Genomic DNA, 11,046 nt, shown 5'->3' on the forward strand with positions numbered 1-11,046 from the left:
GAATCACCACGCCAACGACGAGGGGCCCTGCCTCGTCACCACACCTGCTGACCAGCCCATTTCACCCTCCAGCACAGGATGAAAGAGGCTCAGTGGGCCCTTTCAGCGGTGCTTCTCGAGGGTGAGGACTGCTTTGGCTGCTGACGTGAGCCAGGTGGGGCTGCAGCGGGCATGCCGGAAGATCCGCCAGGTCTTCAGTGAGGCGATGCCCCGCTCGACGGGACATCGGAGCCGTGCATGGGCTCTGTTCAGCGACTTCTCGAGGATGGCGAGCTCCTTGCCGGGGCGGCGCCGGACGGGGACGGCGAAGGTCCCGCCGGCGCCGAGGTAGCCGAGGTCGGCCAGGACCGCGATACCCAGCCGGCGGCAGGTGCTGATGATGCGGTGGCGGCGGGCCGCGGTCAGGTCGTGGGTGCGGCCCGGCAGCACGCGAGAGATCCACAGAATCCGCCCGTCCGGGATCGGTGACGACTTGTAGGTTCACCCCGTGGCGGCGGTGCTTGCCTGAATAGTCCGCACGCTTGTCCCCGACGCGGTCGCATTCCGACAGGGTGCCGTCGACCAGCACATACGCGCTGCTGTCGCGCAGTGCCTGGGTCAGGCCCGGAGCCCGTCGGGCGAGCAGGTCCGCGACGGAGCGGACGTAGGCATGAGCCGTGCCGACACTGATGCGAAAACCTGCGGCGATCTGCTGCAGCGTGTCGTGCTTACGCAGATACACAAGTGCGACAAGAGCTCGCGCGGATGGACGAAGCTTGCACCTGCGGTCACCCTCACGAAGGACGATCAGCATCGTGACCGTCTCCACGAGGGCATGCGGAAGGTCGAGTGCGGCAGGATACGTAACCAACGAGGCCCCTCGGGTGCAGAGTTCAGACGTAAGGCATCTGTCTCAACACCCAAGGGGCCTCGTCCGTACTGCCCCAGTCCCGTCACCCGATCGGTGACCACGCTGAAAGAGCTTAGTATCTTCCCAAGCTGGCCACGCAGGGAGGCGGTGCGTCGCGGACCACCGCGGTTGCTTGCAGGTCCTGGCGCCAGATTCGGCCCAGCCTGTCCTCGAGCCGGAGAAGTTCGAAGACCCCTCCGGCTCGCCCTGGCCGAGAGGGCACCGCTTCCCTGACCGCACCTGGATCAACCGCGCGACCGTCCGCGATCTGCTGGCAGCACGGCTTAGCCGGAGAGCAATCGGCCGCCAGCTTCGAATGACCTCCCGGACGTCAAACTCTTGTCCGACCCGGGATGGTCAGCGGCGACCTGGTCCAGGCGGCGGGCGTCGGCGGCGGACTGCACGCTCGCTGCGGTGACCAGCACGGCAAGCATGAGTCCATGGGTGTCGGTGATGATGTTCCGCCTCCTGCCGACGATCCCGGCGTCAACACCCTGGCCGGCGGCGGGGACGCTGGTGGAGGTATTGACGCTCTGGGCGTCGATCACACAGGCCGACGCTCGCCGTCCCGTCCTTCCTTCTCCCGTAGCAGCTGCCTGAGCAGGCTGTTGAGCCGGGCGAACACGCTCTTGTCGGCCCATTTGGCGAAGTACCCGTAGACCGTGTTCCCAGCTCATTTGGCTCATTATTGCCGAAACGGATCGGGCTGGATGACAAGCGGGGCGGCGTTTGACGTGTGGCTTGGTTCCCCTTGGCGTCCTCGTGCCGTCCTGACCATCGTTCTTGTTGCAAATGTCTCTGCCTGTCCGCTTCCTGGAAGGAGGATCGATTCGACTGCCAGGGCGGTGGAGGCCAATGCCAGTGACTGAAAGGGAACGACACGAACAGGAGCGGCACACTGCGGCGGCTGCGGAGCGGTATCGCGCTACGGCTGCGGAGCGGCATCTAATCGAAGATCAACTTCAGTCTGGTGTGAGGTTCCCGGATTCGTTTGAGGCGATCGCTGCTCGTGCCGCACGCTTGGTTGAGCGGAGCGCAGTCGTTTTGAGCGGGGCGGGTGGCGCTGCCATGCGGAGGGAGCTTCCTGACTCATACGAGCGCATCATCGGGGTCTCCAAGGAGCTGCAGGCTTGGAGCTTCTTACCGCGAGGTGCGCGCGTTGCTGCGACGGTTGCGCGTATCTCCATCCGGCACAGTGGGCGTGAGTTGCCACACGGCACAGGTTTCCTGGTCTCGCCCCGGCTGTTGATGACCAATCACCACGTTCTGCCGGATGCGGGCTTCGCACGGCGGTGTTTCCTGGAGTTCAATGTGCAGGTCACCGTCGATAACACCCCCGACCGCGGTGTCCGGTTTGAGTTCGATCCCGGTACCTTCTTCGTCTCGGACGAGCGGCTTGACTTCGCGCTCGTGGCCGTTCACGCGGCCGCCGACGGCCGTCCGGTAGGGGAAGTCTTCGGATGGAACAGGCTCAGCGTTGCAATGGGCAAACATGTCGTAGGTGAACCGGTCAACATCATCGGCCACCCAAGCGGCCGCCTGAAAGAGATCGCTGTCCGCAACAACACACTGCAGCTCCGGCTGGATGACTTCCTGCACTACACCACTGACACCGAGCCGGGGAACTCAGGGTCGCCAGTCTTCAACGACCAGTGGGAGGTCGTCGCTTTGCATCACAGCGGCGTGCCGGAGACAGATGATCAGGGACGCATCCTGCGTAAGGATGGCCAGATCTGGCAGACGGGCGATGGTGAAGACGCCGTCAGTTATGTGTCGAACGAGGGCGTCCGCATCAGCTCGGTGCTCAAGCATCTGGCGTCGCTAAGGCTCGATCCTCTGCGGCGCGAACTGCTTGCCGAGATGGGCCCCGAGTCCGGCCTTGCCCCAGAAGCACATACTGATCCGGTCGAGTCGCCCCACGCGCCCGCAGGCGGGATGCCGGAGGCTACAGCGGGCCGTGCTGGGCTGCGCCCGCCGAGCCAGGCGAACGGGGGCAAGCGGCATCTGCTGTTCCTGCATGGCCGCAGCCAGCACGGGTGGGACCCCGAGCGATTACGTCGTGAGTGGACCGCGGGCTTGAACCATGGACTTACACGTGCCGGGATGCCCGGGATCCGCCCGGAGGATGTCTGGTTTCCCTTCTACGGCGACTTGATGCACGAGGTGATGAAGCGGCGTAACGCTCACTCAGAAGCGCTCAACGGCTCGGCGCCTGCGCCGGCTCCGGACGCGTTCGCTACAGAGCAGACGGTCTCGTACGAGACGCTCATTGTGGAAGCAGCCTTGAGAGCGGGCATGCCCCCAGACAGCCAGCCGATGATGGAGAGCCTCGCTCTGGTGAAGCCTGTGCACTGGGCTCTGAGCTGGCTTGCGGCGAAGACTGACCTGGATGCCCTCACGATCGCGCTGATCTTCCGGGACGTCGACACCTACCTTAATGACTCCGCGGTACGAGAAGCGGTGATCAGCTGTGTGCTGGAGACTGTGCCCACCTCTGGTGAGCTGGTGCTGGTCGGGCACAGCCTGGGCACGGTCGTAGGAATGGATCTCGTCGCAAGGCTGCCGGAACAGCTCAACCTCTCCCTCTTCGTTACCGCCGGCAGCCCGTTGGGACTCGACAGCGTCTATAACCGCCTCCTGGTTTCGGGCCCCAACCGACCCGCTCGCATGGGGAAATGGACCAACGTCTGGTATCCGGCCGACGCGGTGGCCATCGGATGTCCCCTCAAGGACAGCTGGGGCTCGCTAACTGAATTCCCGGTCAACAACGCTCGTGACCGAGCCCACAGCATTGAGGAATACCTGACGGACCCGCGGGTGGCCGCAGGGATCGGCCGGGCACTCGACTTGGCAAGCGGCTGACCCTGCAGCGACTCTTCAGCATCCCAAGCGCGGGGCTACGCGGCACTGCAACCGACGCTCACGCCGACGGCCTCGAACTGGAGGGCGGGTGGCGGCTCCAGCCGGGCGCCGCCAGCCCGTTATGCAACCCGAGTGGTCAGAACGATTCGACCCACCAGGCAAGGCGACCTCGCGCGCCGAAGGTCAGGCTGGGGATCGCGACGCCGCCTGCAGGCCAGAAGGCGCTGGCCAAGTAGCGTCCTGACGACGACATAGGCGAGCGACTCCTCCAGCTTGTAGCCCTTGGCCTGTGGGGCGTGTCTCCGCGATTCTCAACCGCAACTGAGGTGCGAAGCGTGTCATGCTGTTTCCATCAGGGTCGCCGAGTCAGGCCCTGGACAGCCCAGGGCCCGAATCCCTGGGCTGTCGCTTACCCCCCACTCCCTCGAGCCGGGAGTCGGCAGTGGTAGGAGCAGCCACGTCGAGGCCAGGTTGGCCGCCGTTTGATGGTGCCGGGCCGGAACTTGGCAAAGACATGGCCAGAGATGGGAAACTCGTTGCCGTGCGGTCGTTCGGCAGCAGCTTCCCCTGGCACTCGAGGAATCACCGGTAGTCGACATAGAACTCGGAACAGGCTCAGGTCAGGCCGCACGCGGGGCGGCTTCACCTGAGCGGGACCGCCGAACTCACCACCGCAGGCCGCCATGGGCTGGGGCCGCATCAGGTCGCGCGCCACCTGGTTCAGCCAGGTTCCGTACGAGCGGCGGGAGAGTAACTGCGGGATGCTGGCGCAGGAGGCCGTGGACGTGAGCGGATGCGCCGCTGAACAGTTCGTCCTCGCCCATCCCGCTCAGGTATAGCGAGGAGCCGCGCTCGGCAGCTCGCTCGATGATGTACATGCGCCGATGGCGGTTGACGGAGTATAGCCACGGGGTGTCGAGGTCGTCGTCGAGTTCATTCACGCGGTCGAATGTCAGGGAATACGGTGGTTGCGGGCACTACATGGTGTTCCAGTGTGTTCAGTGCCTTCACCGTGTGCTGCGCGTAAGTGATGTCGTCACCCAGGAGGTCGTGGATGGCGGTCGGTGTACGCAGCGATCTTGGTCGCCGTACGGGCAGCAGTGCCTACCACGGCGGTGGAGTCGACGCCGCCGAGATCGACGCTGACCAGTTCCTGGCCGGTGACGCGTACGGCGACCGGTCGGCCAGCGTCGCGGATCAGCCGGGCGCCCTCGGCCAGTGACAGTTCGGCCGTCGGCGCGGACCAGCGCCGGCTGATGCGGGCGTGCCCGGCTTGGTCGAGTGTCAGGCGGTGATCGCCGGGCACGACATCGACCCCGCGCCACACAGTCTGCGCCGTCAGAGGATGCAGAATTCCGGAGCTGCGCTATCACGGTGTGTACGTAGCCGTGGGCGGTGCTTTCGCTGAGTTGGAATCCGGCCGCGATCTGGGCCAGGGTGTCGTGCTTGCGCATGTACACCAGTGTGATGAGGGCCCGCTGGGAGGCCGGCAGCTTGCACCGTCGGTCACCCTCCCGGGTGACGATCAGCATCGTGACCGACTCCACGAGCGCAAACGGAAGGTCCAGTGCGGCAGGATAAGCAAACCACAAAGCTCCCTGACGAACGAGTTGAGACGTGAGATCTCTCGCTCAACCGCCTGGGAGCCCTGTCCGTTGCGAACCCCTGTACGTCACCTGATCACGGGCCAACTCGTAGAAGCTCAGTAAGGGTGTCCAGTGGTGGTTGGTGTGGTAGTCGTTGCGGCCGTAGAGGTCGTTGTTGCCGTCGGTGCCGCCTTGGTTTTCTCCCCCAGGGGTTGTGCCAGGCGGCCTGGAAGGCGGGGGTCTTGGTCTGGATGGTGGCGAGCATGTTGACGGGGGTGGAGGTGACCAGAATGTCGCCGGCGTTCATGGTGCCGGGGGTGATGCTGGGGACCCCCTTCAACTCCCCGATACCGATCAGAAAAGACAGAAGGTCTTTCGCCTACCGACCTAAAGCAGAGGTGCCGATGTGCGTGAGCACATACGGGGTTTCAGGCGTACCAGCTCCCGCCGAGACGTTGCCGAGCCCACACCACATCGATCCTCCCAAGCCTCGAGTTCACACGGGATGGCGTAGGCGGACCAAGAACTCCGTAAGGCTCTTCGGCTCACGCCAGCGCACCGCATCAGCAACATGACGGAACTGCCGCACACACGTCTGACCCAGAAATGTCACCGTAGGTACGTCACTGGGGTTGCTCGTGTTGGAACCCGGAAGCTGCGCACAGCCGTCCCCCTGGTCTGGCGCCCCCTCACTGTCACGCTGTTCTACTTGCGGTGTCTCGGGATGGGCACTTATGCCCGGTTTCACCGGGCCGCGTGCCGCCTTTATCTCTGGCGCGATCATTGGCATGGTGCTGGCCACCGCCACGGCCCTGCGGCGCCCGCACTCTCGCCTTCCGCGTCGGTGAGTGACGACCGAAGCCGCAGGTGACCATTCCCCTTTACGCCGCATCATGTTGGCTGAAACGAGACAGAACCATGTGGTTACTGGTAGCAAGTACAGGACTCGTATGCCTGGGGGCGTGCGCCGTTCTCCTCGCGAAAGCCCCTTTACGCGCACATGACCTTCCCGTACTGCTCATCACGTTCGGACTCTCGGGCTGCACCCTTGTCAGCCTTGCCGCAGGCGCGCTATTCGAAGCCTACCGGCCCCTGCCTCTGACCCTGGGAGCAGCAGCCTTTGCAGCCTCATGCTGGGTGTTCGCTTTGCGCACAAGCCACGCTGGGACTGTCTCTCTTGAGTCCAATCTCCGGCTGGTGCGCTCGGCCGCCGCGTATGCCCTTCGACAGGCCTGGCGGCATCCAGGGACCCTGCTGGCGCTGTTGGTTACCGCAGCGGTATACACGTTTCGTGCCTGGCTCTCGCTGCGTCTTCCGGCCACGGACTGGGACGGGCTGATGTATCACCTCGTCGGCCCGGGCAAATGGATCCAGGCCGACCACATTGTCCACACACCAGAAAATCTCTGGGCCGACACCTATCCCATGGGCGTAGAACTGTTGGCCGCAGGGCCGGCAGTGTTTCTGCGCACTATGCAGTACATGCCCGTGACGCAAATGCCGTGCTATCTGCTGGGGGCATTCAGCGTCATGTCACTGGCACGCGCCCTGCATGCCCGTCGCTCTCACGCGGTCCTGGCCGCCTGCGCGTTCCTGCTGACTCCTGCAGCCTTCGCACAGGCCCACACCACCTATGTGGATGTCAGTGCCGCCTCCTTCGCGCTGGCCGCGCTAAGCCTGGTTGCCGGATTGGAGCACGCCGCCGCTGCGGCCAGGCCTCAAAGGCAGATCCTGCTGCGTCTGGTCGCGATCGGGCTGGCAACCGGGCTGGCGGTGGGCGCGCAGTCGAGCAACCTGGTCGTGCTCCCTATCGTTGCCCTGGCTGTTGCTTTTCAGCTGATGCGGCTGCCTGCCCGCGCGGCACTGCCACCGCGCGCCAGCGCCCTGTGGGGCGCGGCTGCTGTCTTCATCCTGCCGGTCTTCGCGGTCGGCTCCTGGTGGTACCTGCGGAACTGGATGGCGCACGGCAACCCGTTCTACCCAGTGAGTCTTCTGGGTTTTCCCGGTAAGGGATCGGTCCAGGACGTGATCATCGCCGACGACACTCCACCGCTCTTGCACGGCGCCGGAGAGATTTCCCGGCTGTGGATCTCATGGACGCAGGCACTGCATGCCCAGCCACTCGGCTTCGATATCCGGCTCGGCGGCCTCGGCCCGGCCTGGGTACTGATCATCCTGCCTGGTGCGCTTATCGGATTTACCTTGTGGCTGGGTGGCCGCCGCTGCCGTGGACCCGCCGGGCTTCTGGTCGTCACTGCCGCAGCAGTGACGATTGCCAGCCCCGCCGCTTGGTGGGCACGGTACGTCTTGGTCGCCGTCGGGGCTGTTCTGCCACTGGCCGCACACGCTCTCACCCGACTGTCGCAGGCCCGCGGCGGGGGGTATATGCCCCGCTTGCTCACCACGAGCGTCACAGCCGCAACCGCCGGCCTGCTAGCGCTCTCGAGCTGGTGGGGCCACTCCATGCTGCCTGTCACCACCTACGAAAACACTCAATCGGATCACGATACGGACCGCGCCTTTACCCCCTTACGCCAGGTCCTGGATCTGACTCAGCAACCTGATGCAGCGCACCTGGTATGGCCCTGGTACTCCTACCGAGCCCTCGAAAGGGTCCCAGAGGGCTCCACCATCGCTCTCTTCGCCCATCACAAACAGCCTTTTATCCACCCTTTGACCGGCACACAGCTCCAGCGCCGCACCGTGATCCTGCGCAGGCCCTCGACCACTGACGAGCTGGCACAGCGCATGCATGCAAACGGCGCCCGCTACGTCCTCTTAGACACCGATGGCAAGGACTCACGCCTCGCGTGGGCCGTTCTCGGAAACCCCGGACGCTTCCGGCTGCTGAATCCATCCGACCAACGGATTTACGGCACGGATCTGTTCGAGCTCGGAAACTTTCCCACCGCATGCCGCAAGACCGGAAGCAGTCTTCCCAGCGAAGCCTTCCGTCTGCCTTCCGGTCAGGTCCAAGTGACCGGCAAACTGCTGGACGGCTGCGGCAGGCCAGTCCCCGGACAAGAAGTCCACGTCTTCGTCACCAAGCCGGACGGCGTCCCCGTCGACGGCACGGAAATCGGCCGAACCGTCACAAACAAGAGCGGCACATACTCAGTCGAAGCCGACCTCCCTACCGACGGCACGCGGCATATCTACAGCCGCACCACCGGCAGGGGGCCACTTCTCCCGCCATCCGCGACCAGCCCCACCGATCCCGCCGACACGAGGTCTGAGGGAAAGACCCCCTCAACGCCGCAGACCAGTAGACAACGGCACTGATACCTCCAAAGATGCAGTCGACACATAGAACACTGGCAAGCAACGAGGCGCGACATGGAAATCCGCGAAACCCTGAATCTCCTGATCCACCTGGCGAACATCAAGAACCTGGCGCTGGCGGCTGTGAGCCTTTCGGCATTCTTCGGCAGTTCACTCATCACCAGGTCGGCTTATTTCAAGATGGCCAGCCTATTGCGCAGCACGTGACCCCAAAACCACACCCTCACCGACGGCCTGACATTGGCATCGCCCAGTACAGCTCGAGCCGCGCAGCGCCCAAGCCACTAGCGCGCGATGACACGGGCGCCCAGCGAACCAGGCTGAACACAATCCCGTCGGTACAAAGCGCGACAACGATGGACGTGCGCTGAACTGTAGAGAGCGGGACATGTCCAGCCAATACCGGCGCTGTTGGTTCATCTTTCAGGCCCTCTGCTTCGCCCCGCGGTTCTCCGGCGGGGCGAAGCGCTGCCAGGTGGAGGATGGGGGGTGTCCAGTCAACGGCTGATCTTGGTTGTTAAAGGACCCAGTGCGTCGCTCGGCAAGCCGGCCGGACGCGAACGGCGTATCGTGAGAAGCACCTGCCCGGCGTGGTGATGCCTCGGGAGCCCTCGAATCAGGGGCAGATGGACTTCTCCCGTCGGCCTGCCGGGCAACCTCGCGCCCATGAACGCCCTGCGCCCTGCGCCGCAATCTGGGGCGAGTGGCCGGCCCGGACGGCACCACCGGGACGGGACGGCCCAGGGAGGTTTTCCGTGACCGTGCTACCGGACTACCAAAGCACGAGGATCGTCCAGTTGCCTGAGGAGCCCGTCGAGCTGCGGGACGCTTCCTGGCTCAAGGACTCGCTCCAGCAGGCGATCATGTTGGAACTCGCCACGCTGCCCTCGTACTTGTGTGGTTGGTGGTCCCTGCGCGACCCCGATGCGGACAACAGGTTGTTCAGTGCGATAGGGCGCATCGTCTTCGACGAGATGTCGCACCTCGGCCTCGCATGCAACCTCCTCACCACGATCGGCGGAGCCCTCGTTATGTTTTTCGCGGTCCTGCAATGGGGCCGCTGGCCTCCGGGCCCGGTATGACTGTGCCCCCTCTGTCGAACGGATGACCTGGGGGGTGGTGTCGCCGGGTCCGTGGGGTGCCGTCACAGACGCTGATGAGAGACCCGGCCACCGCCCGGTCCGGCGCAATGCCGGGCAGTTCGCGGGCGGCAGGTCTGCATAACGTGGATGCGCGAGCACGGTGCCGTTGCCGAGGCCGGCATGGTCAACGACCCGGAGAGGGTGCGATGTTCGACATCGATGGCATGGGTGTCTTCCTCGGGATGGACGTCTGCAAGACGGCCCACCACGGCCACGGGCTCACCCCGGCCGGGAAGAAGGTCTTCGACAAGCCGATGCCCAACAGCGAGCCGAAACTGCGGGCCGTCTTCGACAAGCTCAGGGCCAAGTTCGGCACTGTCCTGGTGATCGTGGACCAGCCCGCGTCCATCGGCGCTCTTCCGCTGACCGTGGCCCGCGACGCGGGCTGCGAGGTTGCCTACCTGCCCGGACTCGCGATGCGGCGGATCGCTGATCTGTATCCGGGCGAGGCGAAAACAGACGTGAAGGACGCGGCGGTCATCGCGGACGCCGCCCGCACCATGCCTCACACCCTGCGGTCTCTCGAGCTGACCGACGAGATCACCGCCGAGCTCACGGTGCTGACCGGCTTTGACCAGGACCTCGCGGCGGAAGCCACCCGCACCTCCAATCGGATACGTGGCCTGTTGACCCAGTTCCACCCCAGCCTCGAGCGGGTCCTGGGACCGCGGCTGGACCACCCGGCCGTCACCTGGCTCCTTGAGCGATACGGGTCCCCGGCAGCTCTGCAGAAGGCCGGCCACCGCAGACTCGTCGAGTTAATCCGTCCCAAGGCCCCGCGCATGGCCGCACGGCTGGTCGACGACATCTTCGAAGCCCTCGACGAACAGACCGTAGTCGTCCCGGGAACCGGCACCCTCGACGTCGTCATCCCGTCGCTGGCCACCTCGCTCACCGCGGTCCACGAACAGCGCCGGGCCCTGGAAGCCCAGATCAGCACTCTGCTGGACGCCCACCCTCTTCACCCGGTCCTGACCTCGATGCCCGGCGTCGGAGTCAGGACCGCCGCAGTCCTGCTGGTCACCGTCGGGGACGGCTCCAGCTTTCCCAGTGCCGCCCACCTCGCCTCCTACGCCGGCCTCGCCCCCACGACCAGGTCATCCGGAACCTCAATCCACGGCGAACACGCCCCCAGAGGCGGAAACCGGCAGCTCAAACGCGCCATGTTCCTCTCCGCCTTCGCCTGCATGTGAGCTTGTTCCGCTTTGGCGGACACCTTCGGTGTGGTGGTCAGGCCGCCAGGGCAGTCTCGTATTCGGCGGGACTGCGGTAGCCGAGGCTGCTG

Annotated in this window: 6 protein-coding genes and 4 pseudogenes; 6 read left to right on the plus strand and 4 right to left on the minus strand. The window is 65.0% G+C overall.

What is annotated here, in order from left to right; all coding sequences use genetic code 11:
• Positions 1-102: 102 nt before the first annotated feature.
• Both ACZ6C1_RS37760 and ACZ6C1_RS37765 read right to left on the minus strand, forming a co-directional pair.
• Positions 103-850: pseudogene (locus ACZ6C1_RS37760) on the minus strand (transposase).
• 374 nt (positions 851-1,224) lie between these two features.
• Positions 1,225-1,556, minus strand: a pseudogene (locus ACZ6C1_RS37765) (transposase); the annotation flags it as partial.
• Positions 1,557-1,957: 401 nt separating this feature from the next.
• Here ACZ6C1_RS37765 and ACZ6C1_RS37770 point away from each other — a divergent pair.
• Complete coding sequence (locus ACZ6C1_RS37770; protein ID WP_469247587.1) at positions 1,958-3,751, plus strand: trypsin-like serine peptidase; 1,794 nt, start codon at positions 1,958-1,960, stop codon at positions 3,749-3,751.
• Between the two features lie 665 nt (positions 3,752-4,416).
• Here ACZ6C1_RS37770 and ACZ6C1_RS37775 read toward each other — a convergent pair.
• Positions 4,417-4,692 (minus strand): hypothetical protein, encoded by a 276-nt coding sequence (locus ACZ6C1_RS37775; RefSeq protein ID WP_469247588.1) that lies wholly within the window; start codon positions 4,690-4,692, stop codon positions 4,417-4,419.
• A gap of 113 nt (positions 4,693-4,805) precedes the next feature.
• Between ACZ6C1_RS37775 and ACZ6C1_RS37780 the strand changes: the two genes are divergently transcribed.
• Positions 4,806-4,973: a hypothetical protein gene (locus ACZ6C1_RS37780; RefSeq protein WP_469247592.1), complete on the plus strand. Its 168-nt coding sequence runs from the start codon at positions 4,806-4,808 to the stop codon at positions 4,971-4,973.
• Between the two features lie 124 nt (positions 4,974-5,097).
• Here ACZ6C1_RS37780 and ACZ6C1_RS37785 read toward each other — a convergent pair.
• Positions 5,098-5,283, minus strand: a pseudogene (locus ACZ6C1_RS37785) (helix-turn-helix domain-containing protein); the annotation flags it as partial.
• A gap of 1,251 nt (positions 5,284-6,534) precedes the next feature.
• Here ACZ6C1_RS37785 and ACZ6C1_RS37790 point away from each other — a divergent pair.
• The 4 genes and pseudogenes from ACZ6C1_RS37790 to ACZ6C1_RS37805 all read left to right on the plus strand — a co-directional run.
• On the plus strand, positions 6,535-8,619 hold the full coding sequence (locus ACZ6C1_RS37790; protein ID WP_469247589.1) for a hypothetical protein: 2,085 nt from the start codon (positions 6,535-6,537) through the stop codon (positions 8,617-8,619).
• Between the two features lie 54 nt (positions 8,620-8,673).
• Complete coding sequence (locus tag ACZ6C1_RS37795) at positions 8,674-8,826, plus strand: hypothetical protein (protein ID WP_469247590.1); 153 nt, start codon at positions 8,674-8,676, stop codon at positions 8,824-8,826.
• 548 nt (positions 8,827-9,374) lie between these two features.
• On the plus strand, positions 9,375-9,701 hold the full coding sequence (locus ACZ6C1_RS37800) for a ferritin-like domain-containing protein (protein ID WP_469247591.1): 327 nt from the start codon (positions 9,375-9,377) through the stop codon (positions 9,699-9,701).
• A 206-nt stretch (positions 9,702-9,907) separates the two neighbouring features.
• Positions 9,908-10,951: pseudogene (locus ACZ6C1_RS37805) on the plus strand (IS110 family RNA-guided transposase); the annotation flags it as partial.
• Positions 10,952-11,046 lie beyond the last annotated feature (95 nt).

The organism is Streptomyces sp. NPDC041796 (assembly GCF_055590785.1).

What these genes read in the sequence shown, in the direction of transcription:
- ACZ6C1_RS37770 (WP_469247587.1), top strand. Translation starts at nt 1,958, where the DNA reads ATGCGGAGGGAGCTTCCTGACTCATACGAGCGCATCATCGGGGTCTCC.
- ACZ6C1_RS37780 (WP_469247592.1), top strand. Translation starts at nt 4,806, where the DNA reads ATGGCGGTCGGTGTACGCAGCGATCTTGGTCGCCGTACGGGCAGCAGT.
- ACZ6C1_RS37795 (WP_469247590.1), top strand. Translation starts at nt 8,674, where the DNA reads ATGGAAATCCGCGAAACCCTGAATCTCCTGATCCACCTGGCGAACATC.